The 23173-nt window shown below is 50.8% G+C and carries 19 protein-coding genes; 9 read left to right on the top strand and 10 right to left on the bottom strand.

Annotated features, from left to right (window positions below):
- Positions 1–97: 97 nt before the first annotated feature.
- Positions 98–481: a biofilm formation regulator BssR gene (gene bssR / locus ACJHYD_RS13470; RefSeq protein WP_000497137.1), complete on the bottom strand. Its 384-nt coding sequence runs from the start codon at positions 479–481 to the stop codon at positions 98–100.
- Between the two features lie 212 nt (positions 482–693).
- Between bssR and rimO the strand changes: the two genes are divergently transcribed.
- The 3 genes from rimO (at position 694) to ACJHYD_RS13485 (ending at position 2950) form a co-directional block, all read left to right on the top strand.
- Positions 694–2019, top strand: a complete 1326-nt coding sequence (gene rimO, locus ACJHYD_RS13475) for a 30S ribosomal protein S12 methylthiotransferase RimO (RefSeq protein WP_000049367.1) — start codon at positions 694–696, stop codon at positions 2017–2019.
- A gap of 225 nt (positions 2020–2244) precedes the next feature.
- Positions 2245–2631 carry a type II toxin-antitoxin system RelE/ParE family toxin gene (locus tag ACJHYD_RS13480; RefSeq protein ID WP_000539521.1) on the top strand — a complete coding sequence of 129 codons (387 nt, stop codon included), beginning with the start codon at positions 2245–2247 and terminating at the stop codon, positions 2629–2631.
- The gene (locus ACJHYD_RS13485; protein ID WP_001280945.1) at positions 2621–2950 is read left to right on the top strand and encodes a helix-turn-helix domain-containing protein; all 330 of its coding nucleotides are present in this window, start codon (positions 2621–2623) and stop codon (positions 2948–2950) included. The genes ACJHYD_RS13480 and ACJHYD_RS13485 overlap by 11 nt, the downstream gene beginning before the upstream one ends.
- A 69-nt stretch (positions 2951–3019) precedes the next feature.
- Here the strand turns inward: ACJHYD_RS13485 and ACJHYD_RS13490 are convergent, their stop codons facing one another.
- The 7 genes from ACJHYD_RS13490 to iaaA form a co-directional block, all read right to left on the bottom strand.
- Complete coding sequence (locus ACJHYD_RS13490) at positions 3020–4348, bottom strand: GGDEF domain-containing protein (RefSeq protein WP_001550887.1); 1329 nt, start codon at positions 4346–4348, stop codon at positions 3020–3022.
- Between the two features lie 7 nt (positions 4349–4355).
- A complete protein-coding gene (locus tag ACJHYD_RS13495; RefSeq protein WP_001550886.1) occupies positions 4356–6704 on the bottom strand; it encodes an EAL domain-containing protein in 2349 nt (782 codons plus the stop codon).
- A gap of 177 nt (positions 6705–6881) precedes the next feature.
- A complete protein-coding gene (gene gsiD / locus ACJHYD_RS13500) occupies positions 6882–7793 on the bottom strand; it encodes a glutathione ABC transporter permease GsiD (protein ID WP_001236042.1) in 912 nt (303 codons plus the stop codon).
- A 2-nt stretch (positions 7794–7795) separates the two neighbouring features.
- Complete coding sequence (gsiC, locus tag ACJHYD_RS13505; RefSeq protein ID WP_000936052.1) at positions 7796–8716, bottom strand: glutathione ABC transporter permease GsiC; 921 nt, start codon at positions 8714–8716, stop codon at positions 7796–7798.
- A gap of 17 nt (positions 8717–8733) precedes the next feature.
- A complete protein-coding gene (gene gsiB, locus ACJHYD_RS13510; protein ID WP_001550885.1) occupies positions 8734–10272 on the bottom strand; it encodes a glutathione ABC transporter substrate-binding protein GsiB in 1539 nt (512 codons plus the stop codon).
- A 19-nt stretch (positions 10273–10291) separates the two neighbouring features.
- Positions 10292–12163 (bottom strand): glutathione ABC transporter ATP-binding protein GsiA, encoded by a 1872-nt coding sequence (gsiA, locus tag ACJHYD_RS13515; protein ID WP_001445743.1) that lies wholly within the window; start codon positions 12161–12163, stop codon positions 10292–10294.
- Entirely contained in the window at positions 12150–13115 is a 966-nt protein-coding gene (gene iaaA, locus ACJHYD_RS13520; RefSeq protein WP_000513768.1) for a beta-aspartyl-peptidase, read from the bottom strand. Before iaaA ends, gsiA begins: the two co-directional genes overlap by 14 nt.
- Positions 13116–13318: 203 nt before the next feature.
- Here iaaA and moeA point away from each other — a divergent pair, with 203 nt between their 5' ends.
- Both moeA and moeB read left to right on the top strand, forming a co-directional pair.
- Positions 13319–14554, top strand: a complete 1236-nt coding sequence (moeA, locus tag ACJHYD_RS13525) for a molybdopterin molybdotransferase MoeA (protein ID WP_001550883.1) — start codon at positions 13319–13321, stop codon at positions 14552–14554.
- The gene (gene moeB, locus ACJHYD_RS13530) at positions 14554–15303 is read left to right on the top strand and encodes a molybdopterin-synthase adenylyltransferase MoeB (RefSeq protein ID WP_000829211.1); all 750 of its coding nucleotides are present in this window, start codon (positions 14554–14556) and stop codon (positions 15301–15303) included. Before moeA ends, moeB begins: the two co-directional genes overlap by 1 nt.
- 86 nt (positions 15304–15389) lie before the next feature.
- Here the strand turns inward: moeB and fsa are convergent, their stop codons facing one another.
- A complete protein-coding gene (fsa, locus tag ACJHYD_RS13535; RefSeq protein WP_001550882.1) occupies positions 15390–16052 on the bottom strand; it encodes a fructose-6-phosphate aldolase in 663 nt (220 codons plus the stop codon).
- Positions 16053–16182: 130 nt separating this feature from the next.
- Between fsa and ACJHYD_RS13540 the strand changes: the two genes are divergently transcribed.
- From ACJHYD_RS13540 to ACJHYD_RS13555, 4 genes are all read left to right on the top strand, one after another.
- Positions 16183–17082: a glycyl-radical enzyme activating protein gene (locus ACJHYD_RS13540; protein ID WP_001550881.1), complete on the top strand. Its 900-nt coding sequence runs from the start codon at positions 16183–16185 to the stop codon at positions 17080–17082.
- A 5-nt stretch (positions 17083–17087) separates the two neighbouring features.
- The gene (locus tag ACJHYD_RS13545; protein WP_000209345.1) at positions 17088–19520 is read left to right on the top strand and encodes a glycyl radical protein; all 2433 of its coding nucleotides are present in this window, start codon (positions 17088–17090) and stop codon (positions 19518–19520) included.
- Positions 19521–19665: 145 nt separating this feature from the next.
- The gene (gene ybiV, locus ACJHYD_RS13550; RefSeq protein ID WP_000114258.1) at positions 19666–20481 is read left to right on the top strand and encodes a sugar-phosphatase YbiV; all 816 of its coding nucleotides are present in this window, start codon (positions 19666–19668) and stop codon (positions 20479–20481) included.
- A 151-nt stretch (positions 20482–20632) separates the two neighbouring features.
- Entirely contained in the window at positions 20633–21898 is a 1266-nt protein-coding gene (locus ACJHYD_RS13555; RefSeq protein WP_001550880.1) for a DUF1479 domain-containing protein, read from the top strand.
- Here ACJHYD_RS13555 and ACJHYD_RS13560 read toward each other — a convergent pair.
- Positions 21865–23025: a LacI family DNA-binding transcriptional regulator gene (locus ACJHYD_RS13560; RefSeq protein ID WP_000505359.1), complete on the bottom strand. Its 1161-nt coding sequence runs from the start codon at positions 23023–23025 to the stop codon at positions 21865–21867. The two genes, ACJHYD_RS13555 and ACJHYD_RS13560, sit on opposite strands and share 34 nt — an antisense overlap.
- Positions 23026–23173: the final 148 nt, after the last annotated feature.

Below are 23173 nucleotides of genomic sequence, written 5' to 3' on the forward strand. Positions count from 1 at the left end.
TGACTCTGGCTTAAAGCGTAGTCAGTGGAGGAGATAACAAATTCATTTTTACAAAAACTTAAACATGAAGGGGGAGACGCTTTCTCCCCCTTAGTTTTCAGGCCTTCTCAAGCATGGCGTGCTTCTGCAGGCTCTGGATACTCAGCGTTAAGCTCATCAGACAATTTTCAAGCTTATCGGCGTTGACGGTAATAACAGTCGGGCAATCATGGTGCCCACTCATCAAACATACTGCGGCTGTCGCTAATGCTTCTTCAGCATGATGAAGAGCACTCCACTCTTCCTGATCCAGATGAAGATTCAACCGCAGCGATTTATCGTGCAGTTCGCGATTCAGTTTAAAAAAGTTATCTCGTAGATGATTGCTTTCGCTGACGGACATGTATCCTTTTGCCTTCCTCAGTTGCACGTATGCGGCGAGGTCAACGCGTGCGTCGATCAACCGGTTCAGCAGATCGATTCGCTGTCTGTCAACGAACATACTTCGATCCTCCTCTTTCCAGCCTTGTTGCAATTAAATAGTATGGCTATTTTTTGAGCAAAATGCTGTCCAGGATCAATTCTTCACGCCGAATTAACAAAATTTACATTTCCTTCGCCTCCGCCAGCGAATGAGATTGCGATACAAATTTTATCCAGAACTCTGTAGAATCCCTGCCCTGACCTTTCCTGTAACTGAATATTTTTTAAGCTATGAGCAAAGTAACTCCCCAGCCGAAAATCGGCTTTGTTTCCCTTGGCTGTCCGAAAAACCTTGTTGATTCAGAGCGTATTCTCACCGAACTACGCACTGAAGGTTATGACGTGGTACCGAGCTATGACGATGCGGACATGGTGATCGTCAACACCTGCGGCTTTATTGACAGCGCGGTACAAGAATCACTGGAAGCCATTGGTGAAGCGTTGAATGAAAACGGCAAGGTAATTGTGACCGGTTGTCTGGGGGCAAAAGAAGATCAGATCCGCGAAGTCCACCCGAAAGTGCTGGAAATCACCGGGCCTCATAGCTATGAGCAGGTTCTGGAGCACGTTCATCACTACGTGCCAAAACCGAAACACAACCCATTCCTGAGCCTGGTGCCAGAACAAGGCGTGAAACTGACGCCGCGTCATTATGCCTATCTGAAAATTTCTGAAGGCTGTAATCACCGCTGCACCTTCTGCATTATTCCGTCTATGCGCGGCGACCTGGTGAGCCGTCCGATTGGCGAAGTGTTAAGTGAAGCGAAACGTCTGGTAGATGCTGGCGTTAAAGAGATTCTGGTGATCTCGCAGGATACTTCCGCCTATGGCGTTGATGTTAAACATCGTACTGGCTTCCACAACGGCGAGCCGGTAAAAACCAGCATGGTCAGCCTGTGCGAACAGTTATCGAAACTGGGGATCTGGACACGTCTGCACTACGTTTACCCTTATCCGCATGTGGACGACGTCATCCCACTGATGGCAGAAGGCAAAATCCTGCCGTATCTGGACATTCCGTTGCAGCACGCCAGCCCGCGCATTCTCAAACTGATGAAGCGTCCGGGTTCTGTAGATCGCCAACTGGCGCGCATCAAACAGTGGCGCGAAATCTGCCCGGAACTGACCCTACGCTCAACCTTTATTGTCGGCTTCCCTGGCGAGACGGAAGAAGATTTCCAGATGCTACTCGACTTCCTGAAAGAAGCGCGTCTGGATCGCGTTGGCTGCTTTAAATACAGCCCGGTTGAAGGTGCAGACGCCAATGCCCTGCCTGACCAGGTTCCGGAAGAAGTGAAAGAAGAACGCTGGAACCGTTTCATGCAGCTGCAGCAGCAGATTTCCGCCGAGCGCCTGCAAGAGAAAGTGGGCCGTGAAATTCTGGTGATTATCGACGAAGTGGACGAAGAAGGCGCGATTGGTCGCAGCATGGCAGATGCACCGGAAATCGACGGCGCGGTTTATCTCAATGGTGAAACCAACGTTAAGCCGGGTGATATCCTGCGTGTGAAAGTCGAGCACGCCGATGAGTACGATTTGTGGGGTAGCCGGGTTTAATTAATCTTAAGGCAGATCTAACAAGGATATTGTTCTTCGATCTGCCTCTGCTGCCCTTCCCGATGTCCTACCCTTACGCACAAAATCCCCTGACGCATAAATCGAGAAAAATGAATCGTACTCGAGGCAACTCTCACTTTTTCACACCAAATTAAAGTTTTGATCGCAATTACTTGAAATAAGCGTAATGGTTACTATAGTAAACATTACCACAAGGATGGATGTATGGGTGTGTATAAGGCAAGACGATTCAGCCAAAGCACGAAAAAACTTGGTATTCACGATAAAGTTCTCATGGCTGCCGCTGAAGAAGTGATGCAGGGCATATGGGAGGCTGATTTAGGTAGCGGTGTCATCAAAAAACGTTTACCCCTCCAACAAGGAAAGAGTGGTGGAGCCAGAACAATTATCTTTTTTAAATCAGCAAATCATGTGTTTTTTTATGATGGTTGGTCCAAGAGTGGTCTAAGCAGTAAAGGAACCAAAGAAATCGAAGATGATGAACTGGCGGCCTACAAAAAAATGGCAAATGCATTTCTGGCCTTTAGCAATAAGCAAATAGAGGATTTGATCGAAACTGGCTTTTTGATTGAGGTGAAAAATGAGCGATAAATTACAAATGATGCTGGAAGATGCAAAGGAACTGAATGCACTGGGCCTGATGTCTGATAGTGAAGTTGATGCCATTGCCGTCATGGTCAAAGCTCGTGAAGTCAGCGCCCGTATAGCCAAAGTCAAATCAATGACGGGTGAAGAGATCAAAGCCATCCGCACCCGATACGGCATGTCACAATCCGTGCTGGCACATACAATGGGAATGTCAAAAGAAAGTGTCTCGAAATGGGAACGTAATGAAATAAAACCGAGCGGCCCGGCATTACGTATTTTGAATACATTGGCAATAAAAGGGCCGGAAGTTTTTGCAAAGTAAAATGTTTGCAAATGATTTACCACATTCATTAGTACCCCTTGATTAAGGGGTACTAACACTATTCTAATTCTACTGCCAGCTAATCTGCGCCCTGCCGTTTTTCTTACTCTTATACAGCCGCTCATCCGCCAGCATTTTCAAGCGTTCAACGGTAGTACATTCATTTGAATGCGCTACACCGATACTGGTGCTTAAATTAATGCTTCCCACCTGGAAATGAACAATTTCTTTTAGAATCGATAGCAACTCTTCCAGCGTTCCACCCGTATAAATCACCGCAAATTCGTCACCGCCGAAGCGGTAGACTTTACCTTTATCTACGGGGATCTGTGATTTAAGGATTTTCACCACTTTCATCAACACTTCATCGCCCAGCAAATGACCGAAGGTGTCGTTGATGTTTTTGAATTTATCGACGTCAAACAGGCACAAATAACCGCCTTTTTCCGGCAGCGCTTTTAAATCTTCGTCAAAGGATTTTCTGCCCATTGCTTTGGTCAGGTCATCCAGGAACGCCGAGTTATACAAACTGTAGAGTTTTTTGACATCGGCAGCTGAAAAGAAAAGCCCGCCATCCAGTACGCGTTCAAAATGGTTATTAATGATGGCTTCTTTCTCCACAATACCACGATTAATCACTCTGCGTACCAGATAGAGGCAACTGACACCCGATATCACTGCCACCAATGCGGCAAAGAAAATAATCAATGTACAGACCCGCAAATAAACATCTTTTTTATACGCAAATACGTACAATCCGGTCGGCAAATAGGCGAAGTGCTCCATCGCTTCCGAAACGGTGAAGATGGCGTTTTTAGCATTATATTCATCACCGGTCACCGGTTTACCGTTCTTAAACAGAGAGAACATCAGGTTCTCGCTATCCATCGCCAGCGATTTTGACAGTAAAGAAAAACGCTCCAGACCAAGCAAAAATATCAGACTACGATTATGAGTTACCGGATAGAGGTAATAGACGAAGGTTTTACCGTCAAAAGAGATAAACCCTGTATTTTTGACATGTCGATACTTCACAATCTGCATAATATCTGCACAATAATTTTTCTCGAACTCCTTTACCTGAATACATTCGTCACTGGAAATCAGATAAGGACCGACATCGTACAAATAAGAGGGTGAAACCGAGTCGGCGTAAGCTGTGCGTAAGCCAACCAACAGCTGTTCCTCCGTGGGATTTAGCGTGTTGATAAGATCAATTGCCACGCTACGCCGATATTCAGCAATATTTGCCACCGCAAAAGCAGTATCAATAACGGACTGTTTCAGGCCATACACCCGTTCCTTTACCATTTGAGTGTAGATCCCGCAGGCAACTGCTGAAATCATGATAAAAATCAGCAGACTGACTGTAAGTACGAATTTATTGATTCTGGACATACGTAAACTACTCTTTTACTAATTTTCCACTTTTATCCCAGGCGGAGAATGGCATGGGTTTCTGGTACAGATACCCCTGAGCCTGAACACATCCTAATTTGATTAATTCACGCGCAACGTCTTCGCTCTCTACGCCTTCCGCAATCACCGGGATCCGGTTATAGCGTGCCAGATCGAAAATAATGCGCACAATTTTTCCCGCAGTACCGAAAATATCGCCGGTAAATTGTGAGTCCACTTTTATGCTATCTGGATTAATTTCATAAAAACGTTTCAGGTTTGACAAACCGGTGCCAAAGTCATCAATCGATATCCGTACCCCTTGTTTACGCAGTTGTTCAATATTGAGATAAAAATGTTCATTAATTCGCTCGATCACGGTTTCAGTGATCTCAACACAGAGGCTGTTCGCCTTCAGGCCATTTTCTTTCATGATGGTGGTAAAACGCTCATGAAAGTGTGGTTCGTTTAACTGCCAGGGCGAAACATTAATATGCAGTAAGAAATCATCCTTCAGCGACGCACGCTGACTAAAATGTCTGAATTCACCCATTGCCGTTTTAATAATCTGATAACCCAGCTCATTGATAAACCCGATATCTTCAGCAATGGTAATGAACTTTAGCGGTGAAATGATCCCCCGCTCCGCAGACACCCAACGGCACAACGCCTCCGCGCCCAGAATGGCGCGGGTGTTAATATCAACGATCGGTTGATAGACGAGGAATAGTTCGCCAATTTCCATTGCATGGCGAATATTACGCGCAATCCAGATATTCTCTTCTATTTCGTTGAGTTTCGCGTCATCACAGAAAATAAACTCTGAGAACATATGGTCACGGATACTGGAAATCGCCAGTTTCAGTTTTTCTGCGTAACTCCAGGCGTTTTCTCCCTGCAAAGGTTCACAAATGGCAGACTTATGGATGCGCAGATTGCGGTAGCCAAAGCTGCTGTCAAAATCGTTTATCATCGCTATTTTACGGGTAAATGTCTGTACATTTTCCCGGCACAGAAGTAAATAGAGATCGGCATTGAATGTCACGATATCGCAGCATTGCGCATATTTCTCGGCAATTCGCTGACACAATTTCCTGACGATTTTATTGCGTTCATCAACACCAAACACCGCTTCCACGGCTTCCAGACCACACAGTTTGATGATCCCCACAGCCAGATACTGATTATTGTTGGACTCAATAATCGCCATATTTTTAATAAAACCGCTTTCCTGATCGTAAGAGATCAGTGAGAGCAATTTATTTGACCTTTCAATTTCGGCATCTTTCATTTCCGCGATCGAATTTTTGATGCTGATAATCTCTTTCGCATCGCCTTCGCGAATTTTCAGAGCCTCGATCTGATCCGTTGAGTCGGGCAAAAACGCCAGCGTATTAACCAGCTCGGTCATTTCAGAAAATTGCCGACGGAACACACGAGTGGTCATTAAATAAACCACCAGCAATACGATAATAATGAAAGCAAACGGCAGATAAAAAAGTTTATCTGATGCGTTCAATAAATTACCGCCAGGATAATAAAAATAGATTTCGAATAATGCGTTGTTTGGCACCGCTGATGTTTTTTCGATATATTCAGTATCGACAGAATCAATAATATTATAATTACCTTCGCTATTATAAATAATCAGTTTTTCACGCGCGAGTTGATTCTTGGCAATGATCTCATGGCCTTGTTTCAAAAATAGAACTTCATCATTAGCGCTGATTTGATCAAGATACTCGTTCAGATATCGCCAGTTTAAATCGACATGTATTTTATCCACCGCTAACAAATCGTGATCTTTGCCGTTGATGCGTAGCGTAAAAGAGATACATTTTTTACCCGGACGATCAAAGCAATTGTAGGCCGGATTCCAGCTGTTGTTAGAGTCATCTGAAGCCACCGACCATGGTCGTTTCGCTGGATTAAAATCGGCAAAAATAACCCGCCCTGACTCGTCGACAAGCGGTCCATTTACTTGTTCCTGATGATAAACAACGATTTTATCATTCGCCCTCCGCGAAAAGAGATAATATTTATTATCATCAAGTACCAGTCCCACCGAGTCTAAAAATGGCATCATTTCCATTTTAAGGATCACAGCGCGTTGAATCTCCTCTGTATTTTTTAATAAATACAGTGAGTCCTTTAATGTCAGGGCCGAGCGTTCAATATCTTTAAAGAAATAGCCAACGTTTTTCTGAATAAGTTCAAAGCGGCTATCGGCACGTTTTACCGCGCGCTCCGATACCAGTTGATAGTTAATGATGAAAAAAAGACCAATAAATGACAGTGCTGCCAATAAAAATAAAATTATCAGCCTTATCTTTATCTTTTCGTATAAACTCAGCATGTTAATACATTTAACAAAATAACTATCTGAACGCTGTGCCGCTGCAAAAATTGTCCCTTGCTGCGGCTTTTTAACCAAATTACCCGATTCTACAAAATCAGCAGAAAGTTACAACACTTGCTTAGGGCAATAATTTCCTGTGAGGTGATTACCCTTTCAAGCAATATTCAAACGTAACTATCCTTTAATTTTCGGATCCAGCGCATCGCGTAAACCATCGCCCAACAAATTGAACGCCAGTACAGTCAGAAAAATAGCCAGGGCCGGAAAAATAGCGACATGCGGCGCGATAACCATATCCGCTCGTGCCTCATTGAGCATTGCTCCCCACTCTGGTGTCGGCGGCTGCGCACCGAGGCCGAGAAATGACAGGCTGGCGGCAGAGATAATCGAGGTGCCAATGCGCATGGTGAAAAACACCACGATAGAAGAGACGGTCCCAGGCAAGATATGACGCAACAAAATGGTCATATCGCTGGCACCAATACTACGTGCTGACTCGATAAAGGTTTGCTGTTTCAACACCAGCGTGTTGCCGCGCACCAGCCGGGCAAACGCGGGGATGGAAAAAATGGCGACTGCGATAATCACGTTAGCAATGCCGCTTCCCAACACCGCAACAACAGCGATCGCCAGTAAAATACCCGGGAAGGCAAACAGCACATCGCAAATGCGCATGATCAGCCGATCCCACCAGCCTTCATAATATCCAGCCAACAAGCCCAGCAACGTCCCGATCGCCGCACCGATAAACACGGCAAACACGCCCGCCGCCAGCGAGATTTGTGCACCAACCAGGACACGGCTGAAAATGTCACGCCCCAGTGAATCAACGCCAAACCAGTGCTGCAAAGAAGGTCCGTTATTCAGATTGTCATAATCAAAATAATTTTCGGCGTCATAGGGGGCGATCCAGCGTGCAAAAATAGCCACCACAATCAATAAAATAACGAATAATGCGGCGGTCATCGCCATATGCTGACGGCGAAATCGTCGCCAGAATTCATGCCACGGTGTACGTACCTGGTCAGGTTTGACCAGTGGCATGGCGTTTAACACCGCCTGACGTCGCCAGTTAAATAGTCGCATCCTTACTTGTACCTGATAGCCGGGTTAATGGCGGCGTAAAGCACATCCACCACTAAGTTGATAAGAATAAATTCCAGCGAGAAAAGCAGAATTTCCGCCTGAATCACCGGGTAATCGCGCATTTCTACGGAGTCAACGAGTAAGCGTCCAAGTCCGGGCCAGTTGAAAACTTTCTCCACCACGATGGAACCACCGAGCAAAAAGCCAAACTGTAAGCCCATCATGGTCACAACCGGGATCATCGCGTTACGTAGCCCGTGTTTGAGGACAACCCAGGTTTCGCTCACCCCTTTCGCCCTCGCGGTACGCATATAATCTTCGCTTAAAACATCGACAAACGACGCGCGGGTAAAGCGCGCCATCACGGCTGCCACTGCCGCGCCGAGCGTCAGGGAGGGTAAAATGTAGTGCTGCCAACTGTCTGCTCCCACGGTAGGCAGCCAGCCCAGTTCAACGGAGAATACCTGAATTAAAAGCATCCCCAGCGCAAATGCCGGAAACGAGATCCCCGACACCGCAATGGTCATACTCAATCGATCCGGCCAACGATTACGCCAGACGGCGGCGATAATTCCCGCCGCCATACCAAATATCACCGCCCAGACCATACTGGTTATGGTCAGCCACAGCGTTGGCATAAAGCGGCTGGCAATCTCATCGCCAACCGGACGACGCGACACCATCGACAGGCCAAAATCCCCCTGCACAGCATTGCTGATATAGTGCCAGAACTGGTGATACAGCGGCTGATCCAACCCCAGCTGCTGACGCACCAGTTCTATAACCTGCGCATCAGCTTCGGGCCCGGCAATCAATCGCGCCGGATCGCCGGGCAGCATATGCACAAATAAAAACACCAGCACCGAGACGATAAACAGCGTTGGAATCAACCCCAGTAAGCGTTTGATAACGTAATTAAGCATTCCACTCCCTGCGTTGCTTATTGCAAATCCGCGTCTTCAAAGCTGAAACCGGTGTCTGGCATGATCCAAAAACCGGTCAGGTTTTTACTGTGTGCCGACACCAGTTTTTCTACCACCAGCGGGATCCACGGCGACTCTTGCCAGATGATATCCTGCGCCGCCTTATATAAACGGGTCTTTTCCGCCGGATCATTAGTTTTCAGTGCCTGAGCCAGGAAGTCATCCACCTGTTTATTGCTGTAAAACGCGGTATTAAACAGCGTCGGTGGCCAGTTTTGCGATGCAAACAGCGGCGATAGTGCCCAGTCCGCTTCGCCGGTTGAAGCCGACCAGCCAGTGTAGAACATCCGCACGCCGCTCTCTTTTTGCCCTTTACCTTCAACTTCTGCCGCCCGCTGTCCGGCATCCATCGCAGTCACCTGGGTTTTAATCCCGACCTGCGCTAACTGCTGCTGGGTAAATTGCAGCACTTTCTGCGCGGTGCTGTGGTTATGTGACGACCACAGCGTGGTATTGAAACCGTTGGGATATCCCGCCTCTTTCAGTAATTCGCGCGCTTTCACTGGATCGTAAGGCCACGGTTTATAACTTTGCGCGTAGGCGATACTCGGCGGTACCACACCAGTAGCTGGCGTTGCATAGCCCGCGAAGGCCACTTTCACCAGCGCCGGGCGGTTAATGGCGTAATTCAGCGCCTCACGGACCTTCGGGTTATCGAACGGCTTTTGCGTCACGTTCATACTGATATAACGCTGCATAATTGACGGACTGGCCATCAACTCGATATTTTTGTTTTTCTCCAGCAGTGCGGCCTGCTCGTAAGGAATGGGGAAAGCAAACTGCGCTTCACCGGTTTGCAGCATTGCCGCGCGGGTGTTGTTATCCGCCACCGGACGCCAGGTTATGCTGTCCAGTTTGGGCAATCCTGGCTGCCAGTAACCCGCGAATTTTTTCACCTTCACAAAATCGGTCTGATTCCAGGTATCCAGTTCATACGGCCCGGTTCCCACCGGATGAAAACCAATCTCCTTGCCATATTTTTCCAGCGCTGCCGGCGAAATCATCGCGGTCGCCGGATGGGCAAGAATATTAATAAACGCTGAGAACGGCTGTTTGAGGGTAATCTTTACCGTTGTTGGATCGATCGCTTCCGTTTTGGCAATATTCTTATACAGGTTGTAGCGTTTAAGATGATTCGCCGGATCGCTGGCCCGGTCCAGATTCGCTTTTACCGCCGCTGCGTTGAAATCGGTGCCATCCTGGAATTTAATTCCTTCCCGCAGTTTCACGGTGTAAGTAAGGCCGTCATCGGAAACGGTATAACTCTCCGCCAGTACGTTTTTCAGTTTCATCTCTTTATCGAGACCGAACAGCCCCTGGTAAAACGATTTCGCTACGGCCTGAGATAACGTGTCATTTGCGTCATACGGATCGAGCGTGGTGAAGTTCGATCCTACCGCCACCACCACATCTTTGGCAGCGAATGCACAAGATGCCATCAACGCTGTCGCAATGCCCAGCGCCACTAACCCACTACGGTGTACAGCTCTTGCCATTTTATTCTCCGCCTGAATGTTATCTACGCATGAATGCGTATTCTGATTGTGGTTGTGCGACGTAATGCCCCGGCCCGACGCATTGCAACGAGACGGCTGCCACCTCTTCGCCACGCAGATGAATATTGCTGGGAAGATCGTCCGACAGCAGTACACGCTGCGGTCGTTGTCGGGACGGTTCAGCGACCGGAACTGCCGCCAGTAATTTACGCGTATAAGGATGCTGCGGGTTTTCGAAGACCGCGCGCCGTGGACCAATTTCAACAATTTGTCCGAGATACATCACCGCCACACGATGACTAATCCGCTCTACCACGGCCATATCGTGGGAGATAAACAGATACGCAATGCCGAAATCACGCTGGAGATCGAGCAACAAGTTGATAATCTGCCCGCGAATAGAAACATCCAGCGCCGAGACGGCTTCGTCGGCAATGATCACTTTTGGATTCAATGCCAACGCGCGAGCAATGCAGATGCGCTGGCGCTGACCGCCGGAAAACTCATGCGGGTAACGCCAGGCATGTTCAGGTAACAGGCCCACGCGCTCCAGCAACCACGCAACGCGTGCAGCCGCTTCTTTACCTGGCAATAAACCGTGTACGCGCAGCGGTTCGATAATCGAATCACCGATGGTCTGACGTGGGTCCAGCGAAGCGTAAGGGTCCTGAAAAATAAACTGAATATCCCGGCGCAATGCCTGAAGTTTACCGGATGACAAGGTATCGATTCGCTGACCGTTAAAGATAATTTCGCCGCCCTGCGATTCGACCAGGCGCAGCAACGCCCGCCCGGTAGTGGATTTACCGCTGCCAGACTCGCCCACCAGCGATAGCGTTTCACCAGGCCAGAGATCAAAACTGACTTTCTCAACGGCATGCACTTCCCGTGTTACGCGATTCAACAAACCGCTGCGCAAAGGGAAACGGGTGACCAGATTACGCACCCGTAAAACAGGTTCGCCATCCACCACCGTTTTCTGCTCGATGGGTGGTTCCTGTTTCGCTGGATGTTCAAGCGATATCAATGGGAAACGTCGGGGATAATCTAACCCTTTCATCGCACCAAGTTGCGGAACAGCAGCTAACAGCGCACGGGTGTAAGGATGTTGCGGTGCATGAAAAATCTGTTCGACGCTACCCGTTTCCACCGCCTCGCCCTGATACATCACCAGTACCCGATCGGCAATCTCTGCCACCACGCCCATATCGTGAGTGATAAAGATAACGCCCATCGACATCTCTTTTTGCAATACTTTGATTAATTGCAGGATCTGCGCCTGAATAGTGACATCCAGCGCGGTGGTTGGCTCATCGGCAATCAGCACCGCCGGGCGGCATGACAGCGCCATCGCAATCATCACTCGCTGGCGCATCCCGCCAGAGAGTTGATGCGGATAACGTGAAAGAATGGTTTGTGCCTCCGGAATGCGTACCTGATCCAGCATCCGCTTCGCCTCGACCATCGCTTCTTCACGACTGGCGTTCTGATGCAGACGAATTGATTCGGCAATCTGTTCACCCACAGTAAATACCGGGTTCAGCGATGTCATCGGTTCCTGAAATATCATCGCCATATCCGCACCGCGCACATGGCGCATTTGTGCAGCGCTCTGCTCGCTAAGTTCAATCACTTCGCGACTGCGCCGCCGCAACAGCATTTGATCGCACTGCACTAAACCGCCCGCCTGTTCCAACAAGCGCATCAATGCCAGCGCAGTCACTGACTTACCAGAGCCGGATTCGCCAACAATTGCCAGCGTCTCACCGCGTTGCAGGCTAAAAGAGAGATTGCGGACCGCAGCTATTTTCTGCTGGTCCTGCATAAAGGCAATATTCAGATTTTCAACCGCCAGCACATCACCGGCATCAAGTTCATCACTGTGTGGCAACGGTGTCCCCTTTTTCACGGTAGATACCGGTGGTTGGCGTATCGCCTGCGTAGCCCCAGGCGCGATACATTCCTTCGGTGTTAAACGGTAGCGCGACATTGCCTTCATGGTCGATAGCGATTAAGCCACCGCTACCGCCAAGCGCAGGGAGTTTTTCCATTACTACCCGCTCGCAGGCTTCCGCGAGACTTAATCCGCCGTAATCCATTAACGCGGCGATGTCATATGCCGCCAGCGCGCGGATGAAGACTTCGCCCGTGCCGGTACATGAAACCGCCACACTGGCGTTATTGGCGTAGCATCCGGCACCCACTAAGGGACTATCGCCAACTCGTCCGGGTAATTTATTGGTCATTCCGCCCGTGGACGTGGCTGCCGCCAGATTGCCGTCTAAATCCAACGCCACGGCCCCCACGGTGCCCATTTTCTGTTTTTCATCCAGTGGCGCACCGCTATGGTCGAGGACTGTTGCCCCTTCCTCACGCGCTGCCATTAGTTGTTCATAACGCAAAGGCGTGGAGAAAATCTCCGGTGAGACGCGCTCCATGCCATGAGCAAACGCAAAATTTTCTGCCCCTTCGCCAATCATCATCACATGCGGGCTTTGCTCCATCACCAGCCGGGCGGCAAGAACCGGATTACGCAGATGACTAACGCCCGCCACCGCACCGGCTTTCAGGGTGTTACCATCCATCACACAGGCGTCCAGTTCATGGGTTTCATCACGCGTAAAGACAGCGCCAATTCCGGCGTTAAACAGTGGACACTCTTCCAGCAGACGCACCGCTTCCGTCACCACATCCAGCGCACTTTCGCCCGCTTCCAGCATTTTCTGCCCGGTTTCAACAATGGCAGACAGCGCCTCGATGTAGCGTAATTCCTGTTGCAGACTCATCTGCGCGCGGCTAATTGCACCTGCGCCGCCATGAATTGCAATGACTGCTTTGCCCATAGTATTCGTCCATTAAGGGTGGCTCGCCACTTTTGCTATAAATATCAGAATTTTTATGAATTACTCATTCAATTTTTGAATATAGAAAGATGGATATGGCATGTAAAGGCAGGACCCAGCGCTACGCCCGAGGTGGCATACAGTCTGTGGCGTTTTTCTGACATAATAGGCAAATTCGATTTTGCCTCCGCAGGAGTGTTTTCATGGAATTTACCACCGGATTGATGTCGCTCGACACCGCGCTTAATGAGATGCTTTCTCGCGTTACCCCACTGACCGCCCAGGAAACGCTGCCACTGGTACAGTGTTTTGGTCGTATTCTGGCGAGCGATGTCGTTTCGCCACTGGATGTCCCGGGGTTTGATAACTCCGCTATGGACGGCTACGCGGTGCGTTTAGCCGATATTGCCTCCGGGCAACCGCTGCCCGTTGCCGGTAAATCCTTTGCCGGTCAGCCGTACCATGGTGAATGGCCTGCGGGTACCTGCATTCGTATTATGACCGGTGCGCCGGTGCCGGAAGGCTGCGAAGCGGTGGTGATGCAGGAACAGACCGAACAGACTGACGCTGGCGTGCGTTTTACTGCTGAAGTGCGTAGCGGGCAAAATATTCGCCGTCGCGGTGAAGATATCTCTGCAGGTGCGGTTGTTTTCCCGGCGGGAACACGCCTGACTACCGCAGAGCTGCCAGTAATTGCTTCACTGGGGATTGCCGAAGTTCCGGTGATTCGTAAAGTGCGTGTAGCGCTGTTTTCTACCGGTGATGAACTCCAGTTGCCAGGCCAGCCGCTGGGCGACGGCCAAATCTACGATACCAACCGTCTCGCCGTACACCTGATGTTAGAACAGTTGGGATGCGAGGTAATCAACTTAGGGATTATCCGCGACGATCCCCATGCCCTGCGCGCCGCATTTATTGAAGCCGACAGCCAGGCGGATGTGGTGATCAGTTCCGGCGGTGTTTCAGTGGGTGAAGCGGATTACACCAAAACGATTCTTGAAGAGCTGGGGGAGATCGCCTTCTGGAAGCTGGCGATTAAACCAGGTAAACCGTTCGCGTTCGGTAAACTCAGCAATAGCTGGTTCTGCGGCCTGCCGGGCAACCCGGTTTCAGCAACGCTGACCTTCTATCAACTGGTACAGCCTTTGCTGGCAAAACTAAGCGGCAATACCGCCAGCGGCCTGCCCGCGCGCCAGCGTGTACGCACGGCATCGCGTCTGAAAAAAACGCCAGGACGCCTTGATTTCCAGCGCGGCGTGCTGCAACGCAACGCCGATGGCGAACTGGAAGTGACGACCACCGGACATCAGGGTTCACATATATTTAGCTCCTTTAGCCTCGGCAACTGCTTTATCGTGCTGGAGCGCGAACGCGGCAATGTGGAAGCGGGCGAATGGGTGGAAGTAGAACCGTTTAACGCGTTGTTCGGAGGCCTGTAATGGCGGAACTCAGCGATCAGGAGATGCTGCGCTATAACCGGCAAATCATTCTGCGCGGCTTTGATTTTGATGGTCAGGAGGCGCTAAAAGATTCTCGTGTGCTGATCGTCGGCCTCGGTGGACTCGGCTGCGCAGCCTCACAGTATCTGGCAAGCGCCGGTGTCGGCAACCTGACGCTGCTCGACTTCGACACGGTTTCGCTCTCAAATTTACAGCGCCAAACGCTGCACAGCGATGCCACAGTCGGGCAACCGAAGGTGGATTCTGCCCGTGACGCCCTGACGCGGATCAACCCACATATCGCGATTACGCCAGTCAATGCACTGCTGGATGACGCAGAACTTGCTGCGATGATTGCAAAACACGATCTGGTGCTCGACTGTACGGATAACGTTGCGGTACGTAATCAACTGAACGCAGGCTGTTTTGCCGCGAAGGTGCCGCTGGTTTCCGGCGCGGCAATTCGTATGGAAGGTCAAATCACGGTCTTCACTTATCAGGACGGCGAACCGTGCTATCGCTGCCTTAGCCGTTTGTTTGGCGAGAACGCGTTAACCTGCGTAGAAGCAGGCGTGATGGCACCGTTGATCGGCGTAATTGGTTCGTTGCAGGCAATGGAAGCGATCAAACTGCTGGCAGGTTATGGCAAACCGGCCAGCGGGAAAATCGTCATGTACGATGCGATGACCTGTCAGTTTCGTGAAATGAAACTGATGCGTAACCCGGGGTGTGAGGTGTGTGGGCAGTAATTGCCACCTCAGGCCAGATAAGACGTAGCAGGCATCGGTGCACTCCGCCACGTCATCAGCAATTTATGAGGATGCAGAACGTCCGGTTAAATCGACGTTCTGCCAAACGCTCCCAGCCAGTCCTGTTCAAACTTCGCCACAGCGGCATCAACCGCCGGATAGCTAATCATCTGTTGTGCCACATCCAGCGGCAGAGTAATTGATTCACACCCTGCCAGTAAGCAGTCCAGCGCCTGACGCGGGGTTTTGAAACTCGCGGCTAACACTTTCGCCTGCGGCGCATGCATTTTCAATAACTGGTGTAAGTCGGTCACAGTCTGAATACCGCTACCGCCCTGAGCATCAATACGATTAACGTAAGGCGCAACATATTCCGCACCTGCCAGCGCCGACAGCAGCCCTTGTGCTGCGCCATATACCGCGGTTCCCAGCGTCGGAATCCCTTCCGCTTTTAACATCTTAATAGCTGCCAGCCCCTCAGCGGTCACCGGAACTTTCACCACGATATCCGCAATAATAGAACGCAATTTACGTGCGTCATTCACCATCCCTTCAGCAGTGGTAGCCATTACCTGGGCAAACAGACGCCCCTGACCGCCCATCGCTTCATGAAGTTCCGGAAGCACAACCTCCAGCGGTTTTTTACCCGCGGCGATAATGCTTGGGTTAGTGGTCACACCCGCCAGCGGAAAAATACGTGACAGCGCCTTCACCGCAACAACGTCTGAAGTATCCAGATACAGTTCCATAACCATCCTCAAAATGTACTTTTTGTCTGAATGTAGACTATCACGGGAAAACTCTCTGAACAGTTGACGCACATCAATCTAACTTTCATTCGAAAGTATTTTAATGTTTGAACGAAACAGAGAGGCAACTATGATTTTCAATATTCAGCGCTACTCGACCCATGATGGCCCCGGTATCCGCACGGTCGTATTTCTTAAAGGCTGTTCGCTGGGCTGCCGCTGGTGTCAGAACCCGGAAAGCCGCGCCCGCACGCAAGATCTGCTGTATGACGCACGACTGTGTCTGGAAGGCTGCGAGCTGTGCGCTAAGGCCGCGCCGGAAGTGATTGAGCGCGCGCTGAATGGTTTGCTTATTCATCGGGAAAAGTTAACCCCGGAGCATCTGACGGCGTTAACCGACTGCTGTCCGACACAGGCGTTAACCGTGTGTGGTGAAGTGAAAAGCGTTGAGGAGATCATGGCGACCGTTTTGCGCGATAAACCGTTTTACGATCGCAGCGGCGGCGGCTTAACGCTTTCCGGCGGTGAACCATTCATGCAGCCGGAAATGGCGACGGCGCTGCTGCAAGCCAGCCACGAGGCCGGCATTCATACTGCGGTAGAAACCTGTCTGCATGTGCCGTGGAAATATATCGCCCCTTCTCTGCCCTATATCGATCTGTTTCTTGCCGATTTAAAACACGTTGCCGACGCGCCGTTTAAACAGTGGACCGACGGTAACGCCGCCAGAGTGCTGGATAACCTGAAAAAACTCGCCGCAGCGGGCAAAAAAATCATTATCCGCGTGCCGCTGATTCAGGGCTTTAATGCCGACGAAACCTCTGTAAAAGCCATTACCGATTTTGCCGCCGACGAGCTGCACGTTAGCGAAATTCATTTCCTGCCCTACCACACGCTGGGCATCAACAAATATTACTTACTTAATCTGCCCTATGACGCCCCGGAAAAACCGCTTGATGCGCCAGAACTGCTCGACTTTGCCCAGCAGTATGCCTGCCAGAAAGGGTTAACCGCGACCTTACGAGGATAACAACCATGACCACACTGAAACTGGACACGCTCAGCGACCGCATTAAAGCGCACAAAAATGCGCTGGTGCATATTGTGAAACCGCCGGTCTGTACCGAGCGCGCGCAGCACTATACTGAGATGTATCAACAACATCTCGATAAGCCGATCCCGGTACGTCGCGCGCTGGCGCTGGCGCATCACCTGGCGAATCGCACCATCTGGATCAAGCACGATGAGTTGATCATTGGCAACCAGGCAAGCGAAGTTCGCGCCGCGCCGATCTTCCCGGAATATACCGTCTCCTGGATCGAAAAAGAGATTGATGATCTGGCGGATCGTCCGGGTGCTGGTTTTGCGGTGAGCGAAGAGAACAAACGTGTTCTGCATGAAGTGTGCCCTTGGTGGCGCGGTCAGACCGTACAGGATCGCTGCTACGGCATGTTTACCGATGAGCAAAAAGGTCTGCTGGCGACCGGAATCATTAAAGCGGAAGGCAATATGACCTCCGGCGATGCGCACCTGGCGGTGAATTTCCCGCTGCTGCTGGAAAAAGGGCTTGATGGTCTGCGCGAGAAAGTAGCGGAACGTCGCTCGCGCATCAACCTGACGGTGCTGGAAGATTTACATGGCGAGCAATTCCTGAAAGCGATTGATATCGTGCTGGTAGCGGTCAGTGAACATATTGAACGTTTCGCTGCCCTGGCGCGTGAAATGGCCGCAACCGAAACCCGCGAAAGCCGTCGCGATGAACTGCTGGCGATGGCAGAAAACTGCGATCTTATCGCCCACCAACCGCCGCAGACTTTCTGGCAGGCGCTGCAACTGTGTTACTTCATCCAGTTGATTTTGCAGATTGAATCTAACGGTCACTCAGTATCTTTTGGTCGTATGGACCAGTATCTGTACCCGTATTATCGTCGCGACGTTGAACTCAACCAGACGCTGGATCGTGAACACGCCATCGAGATGCTGCATAGCTGCTGGCTGAAATTGCTGGAAGTGAACAAGATCCGCTCCGGCTCGCACTCAAAAGCCTCTGCGGGAAGTCCGCTGTATCAGAACGTCACTATTGGCGGGCAAAATCTGGTTGATGGTCAACCAATGGACGCGGTGAATCCACTCTCTTACGCGATCCTCGAATCCTGCGGTCGCCTGCGTTCCACTCAGCCTAACCTCAGCGTGCGTTACCATGCAGGAATGAGCAACGATTTCCTCGACGCCTGCGTACAGGTGATCCGCTGCGGCTTCGGGATGCCGGCGTTCAACAACGACGAAATCGTGATCCCGGAATTTATTAAACTCGGTATTGAACCGCAGGACGCTTACGACTATGCAGCGATTGGTTGTATCGAAACCGCCGTCGGTGGCAAATGGGGCTATCGCTGTACCGGCATGAGCTTTATCAACTTCGCCCGTGTGATGCTGGCGGCGCTGGAAGGCGGTCGTGATGCCACTAGCGGCAAAGTGTTCCTGCCACAAGAAAAAGCGTTGTCGGCAGGTAACTTCAACAACTTCGATGAAGTGATGGACGCGTGGGATACGCAAATCCGTTACTACACCCGCAAATCAATCGAAATTGAGTATGTCGTCGACACCATGCTGGAAGAGAACGTACACGATATTCTCTGCTCGGCGCTGGTGGATGACTGTATTGAGCGAGCGAAAAGTATCAAACAAGGCGGCGCGAAATATGACTGGGTTTCTGGCCTGCAGGTTGGCATTGCCAACCTCGGCAACAGCCTGGCGGCAGTGAAGAAACTGGTATTTGAACAGGGCGCGATTGGTCAGCAACAGCTGGCTGCCGCACTGGCGGATGACTTCGACGGCCTGACTCACGAGCAGCTGCGTCAGCGGCTGATTAACGGTGCGCCGAAGTACGGCAACGACGATGATACCGTCGATACGCTGCTGGCTCGCGCTTATCAGACCTATATCGACGAACTGAAACAGTACCATAACCCACGCTACGGTCGTGGTCCGGTTGGCGGCAACTATTACGCGGGTACGTCGTCTATCTCCGCTAACGTACCGTTTGGCGCGCAGACTATGGCAACACCGGACGGGCGTAAAGCCCACACCCCGCTGGCAGAAGGCGCAAGCCCGGCTTCCGGTACTGATCATCTTGGCCCTACTGCGGTCATTGGCTCGGTGGGTAAACTGCCTACGGCAGCGATTCTCGGCGGCGTGTTGCTCAACCAGAAACTGAATCCAGCAACACTGGAGAACGAATCTGACAAGCAGAAACTGATGATCCTGCTGCGCACCTTCTTCGAGGTGCATAAAGGCTGGCATATTCAGTACAACATCGTTTCCCGCGAGACGCTGCTGGAAGCGAAAAAACATCCGGATCAGTACCGCGATCTGGTAGTGCGTGTCGCGGGTTATTCCGCCTTCTTCACCGCGCTCTCTCCAGACGCTCAGGACGATATCATCGCCCGTACTGAACATATGCTGTAATCTTCTCAGCCCGGCGGCGTCGTCGCCGGGCTAAATCATTCACACCATCAATTTTAGCCTCGCTTTCATTCGAAATATAATTTGTGCTCTGCGTCACATTGTTATTACACTGTTACGGTTTCATTTTCGAGCCAGGAGCACACCTATGAGCGTAAAAGTTATCGTCACAGACATGGACGGTACTTTTCTTAACGACGCCAAAACGTACAACCAACCACGTTTTATGGCGCAATATCAGGAACTGAAAAAGCGCGGCATTGAGTTCGTTGTCGCCAGCGGTAATCAGTATTACCAGCTTATTTCATTCTTTCCTGAGCTAAAGGATGAGATCTCTTTTGTCGCGGAAAACGGCGCACTGGTTTACGAACATGGCAAGCAACTGTTCCACGGCGAACTGACCCGACATGAATCGCGGATTGTTATTGGCGAGTTGCTAAAAGATAAGCAACTCAATTTTGTCGCCTGCGGTCTGCAAAGTGCATATGTCAGCGAAAATGCCCCCGAAGCATTCGTCGCACTGATGGCAAAACACTACCATCGCCTGAAACCTGTAAAAGATTATCAGGAGATTGACGACGTACTGTTCAAGTTTTCGCTCAACCTGCCGGATGAACAAATCCCGTTAGTGATCGACAAACTGCACGTAGCGCTCGACGGCATTATGAAGCCGGTTACCAGTGGTTTTGGCTTTATCGACCTGATTATTCCTGGCCTGCATAAAGCGAATGGTATTTCGCGGTTACTGAAACGCTGGGATCTGTCACCGCAAAATGTGGTAGCGATTGGCGACAGCGGTAACGATGCGGAGATGCTGAAAATGGCGCGTTATTCCTTTGCGATGGGCAATGCTGCGGAAAACATTAAACAAATCGCCCGTTACGCTACCGATGATAATAATCATGAAGGCGCGCTGAATGTGATTCAGGCTGTGCTGGATAACACATCCCCTTTTAACAGCTGACCTCTCTACCGGAGCCATGCGCTCCGGTTTTCCCTTCTTTTTACATCCTGTACATCACATCAAATCATTAAACTTGCATTAACTTATTTATAACTTATATTGTCACATGCAAATCATTATAGTTTCGAATGAAAGTTAATGCGAGGTGGTTATGGCTTCTACTTTTACCAGCGACACATTGCCTGCCGATCACAAAGCAGCTATCCGTCAGATGAAGCACGCGCTGCGGGCGCAGCTTGGCGACGTCCAGCAGATCTTTAATCAGCTAAGCGATGACATTGCCACGCGAGTGGCTGAAATCAACGCACTCAAAGCACAGGGCGATGCCGTCTGGCCGGTGCTGTCTTATGCCGATATCAAAGCAGGTCATGTTACTGCAGAGCAGCGCATACAGATTAAACGTCGCGGTTGTGCGGTGATAAAAGGCCATTTCCCCCGCGAACAAGCGCTAGGCTGGGATCAGTCGATGCTGGACTATCTGGACCGCAACCGCTTTGACGAGGTCTACAAAGGCCCCGGCGATAATTTCTTCGGGACGCTCAGCGCTTCACGTCCCGAGATTTACCCCATCTACTGGTCGCAGGCGCAAATGCAGGCTCGCCAGAGTGAAGAAATGGCGAATGCGCAGTCGTTTCTCAATCGTCTGTGGACATTTGAAAGTGATGGAAAGCAATGGTTTAACCCGGATGTGAGCGTCATCTACCCTGACCGTATCCGCCGCCGTCCGCCCGGAACGACCTCCAAAGGTCTTGGAGCGCATACCGACTCCGGGGCACTGGAACGCTGGCTGCTTCCAGCGTATCAGCGCGTTTTCGCCAACGTCTTTAATGGCAATCTGGCGCAATATGATCCCTGGCATGCGGCACATCGTACGGAAGTTGAAGAGTACACGGTGGACAACACCACCAAATGTTCCGTGTTTCGGACATTCCAGGGCTGGACAGCGCTCTCTGATATGCTGCCTGGTCAGGGGCTGCTGCACGTCGTGCCCATTCCTGAAGCCATGGCGTACGTACTGTTACGTCCGCTGCTTGATGATGTGCCGGAGGATGAACTGTGCGGCGTAGCGCCCGGAAGAGTATTGCCGGTATCAGAGCAATGGCATCCACTGTTGATTGAGGCGTTAACCAGCATTCCAAAACTCGAAGCCGGAGACTCCGTCTGGTGGCACTGCGACGTCATCCATTCCGTTGCCCCCGTTGAAAATCAACAGGGCTGGGGCAACGTGATGTACATTCCTGCGGCACCGATGTGCGAGAAAAATCTTGCCTACGCGCACAAGGTGAAGGCCGCACTGGAAAAAGGCGCATCGCCGGGCGACTTCCCGCGCGAGGACTATGAAACAAACTGGGAAGGACGCTTTACGCTTGCCGACCTCAACATTCACGGTAAGCGAGCGTTGGGAATCGACAGCTGAGTGTCGTACAGCCCTTCCCGTTCCACGGCGGTGTTCCCTTTTCCTGGGCGAACCCGCCGCACTGACTCCCGCACCGCCAATCGTCCGTGCAGCAGCAGCGAGCCCACCGGAGCATCCGGGCGAATCAGCCGCTGTTGCAACATTTGCACCGCTTCATTGCCTAGCTCATCGCGTGGCACATGCACAGCCGTCAGGGGAACATCCTCGATTGCCGCAAGGTTAAAGCCGTCGATACTCATCACCGAGACATCCTGTGGTACGCGCAGACCACGACGATGTAGCGCATTTACCGTTCCCGCCGCCATAAAATCCCCGCCGACCAGAAACGCCGTCGGCAACGTCTTGCCATTGGCGGCATCCAGCCACGCTCCGACCTTTTCTTCCGCTTCTTTAGCGCTAAAACTGCTGATATTCAGCAAATGACGGTCATGGTGAAAGGCCAGATTATGCTGACGCCATGATTCTTTAATCCCTGCAAACCGCTGCTCCATAGTGTAGCGGCGCAGGCACATCACATTCATCACCTCCCGGTGACCCATTTCAAACAGATAGCGGGCGGCGAACGCGCCAATTAACCGATGGTCCGGCGCAATCGCCGGGAGGCGCATTCGTTCATCACGGCAGTTGATCAGCACACAAGGCTTAGCGAGATCGGCGGCCAGATCATGGATGTGCGGATCGTCAATCCCCAGCAGGATCGCCGCCTGCGTATCTGCTTCATTCATCCGCGAGAGAAATAGCGCGGGATCGCTGTCAAACTCCTCCAGCGCGCAGTAACGCAGCCGCACTTCATGCGGCGATAACGCTTTGCTGATGCTCTGGATCACACGGTAATAAAAGATATCAGATCGTTGGTCAAAAGCGCGTTGCGGCGCGAAAATAATCAGGTTGTTCAGCAACATACGACCTGCTGCCATGCCATCCATCACGCCCAACTCACGCGCGCAGGCCAGCACCTGTTCGCGAGCGCGTGCACTGGTATTCGCTTTGCCAGCCAGCACCCGCGAAACCGTACTCGGCGATAGCCCGGTACGTGCGGCGATATCGGCGATTTTCAGCTTCTTGTCCATTTTGTGATCTGCCTCTAATTCGGAAATGACAGAATTTTCATGAGCAAAAAAGCCCATTCTGTCTGGCATTAAATCCATTTCAGTAATGTATATCAGTCACTCATGGAAAAACGTGCACAAAACCCGCTTTCTTTCGCTTTTAGGGTCTCTTACTGTGAATTGGTAGAACAACTTCCATACAAAAATAATGGAAAAACGAACAATA

The sequence above is a fragment of the Escherichia sp. WS1368 genome (assembly GCF_046487485.1).
GTDB classification, from domain to species: Bacteria; Pseudomonadota; Gammaproteobacteria; order Enterobacterales; family Enterobacteriaceae; genus Escherichia; species Escherichia coli.

Excerpts from the sequence above, each read along its gene's own strand:
- bssR (WP_000497137.1), bottom strand. The coding sequence starts at position 481 with ATGTTCGTTGACAGACAGCGAATCGATCTGCTGAACCGGTTGATCGAC.
- rimO (WP_000049367.1), top strand. The coding sequence starts at position 694 with ATGAGCAAAGTAACTCCCCAGCCGAAAATCGGCTTTGTTTCCCTTGGC.
- ACJHYD_RS13480 (WP_000539521.1), top strand. The coding sequence starts at position 2,245 with ATGGGTGTGTATAAGGCAAGACGATTCAGCCAAAGCACGAAAAAACTT.
- ACJHYD_RS13485 (WP_001280945.1), top strand. The coding sequence starts at position 2,621 with ATGAGCGATAAATTACAAATGATGCTGGAAGATGCAAAGGAACTGAAT.
- ACJHYD_RS13490 (WP_001550887.1), bottom strand. The coding sequence starts at position 4,348 with ATGTCCAGAATCAATAAATTCGTACTTACAGTCAGTCTGCTGATTTTT.
- ACJHYD_RS13495 (WP_001550886.1), bottom strand. The coding sequence starts at position 6,704 with ATGCTGAGTTTATACGAAAAGATAAAGATAAGGCTGATAATTTTATTT.
- gsiD (WP_001236042.1), bottom strand. The coding sequence starts at position 7,793 with ATGCGACTATTTAACTGGCGACGTCAGGCGGTGTTAAACGCCATGCCA.
- gsiC (WP_000936052.1), bottom strand. The coding sequence starts at position 8,716 with ATGCTTAATTACGTTATCAAACGCTTACTGGGGTTGATTCCAACGCTG.
- gsiB (WP_001550885.1), bottom strand. The coding sequence starts at position 10,272 with ATGGCAAGAGCTGTACACCGTAGTGGGTTAGTGGCGCTGGGCATTGCG.
- iaaA (WP_000513768.1), bottom strand. The coding sequence starts at position 13,115 with ATGGGCAAAGCAGTCATTGCAATTCATGGCGGCGCAGGTGCAATTAGC.
- moeA (WP_001550883.1), top strand. The coding sequence starts at position 13,319 with ATGGAATTTACCACCGGATTGATGTCGCTCGACACCGCGCTTAATGAG.
- moeB (WP_000829211.1), top strand. The coding sequence starts at position 14,554 with ATGGCGGAACTCAGCGATCAGGAGATGCTGCGCTATAACCGGCAAATC.
- fsa (WP_001550882.1), bottom strand. The coding sequence starts at position 16,052 with ATGGAACTGTATCTGGATACTTCAGACGTTGTTGCGGTGAAGGCGCTG.
- ACJHYD_RS13540 (WP_001550881.1), top strand. The coding sequence starts at position 16,183 with ATGATTTTCAATATTCAGCGCTACTCGACCCATGATGGCCCCGGTATC.
- ACJHYD_RS13545 (WP_000209345.1), top strand. The coding sequence starts at position 17,088 with ATGACCACACTGAAACTGGACACGCTCAGCGACCGCATTAAAGCGCAC.
- ybiV (WP_000114258.1), top strand. The coding sequence starts at position 19,666 with ATGAGCGTAAAAGTTATCGTCACAGACATGGACGGTACTTTTCTTAAC.
- ACJHYD_RS13555 (WP_001550880.1), top strand. The coding sequence starts at position 20,633 with ATGGCTTCTACTTTTACCAGCGACACATTGCCTGCCGATCACAAAGCA.
- ACJHYD_RS13560 (WP_000505359.1), bottom strand. The coding sequence starts at position 23,025 with ATGGGCTTTTTTGCTCATGAAAATTCTGTCATTTCCGAATTAGAGGCA.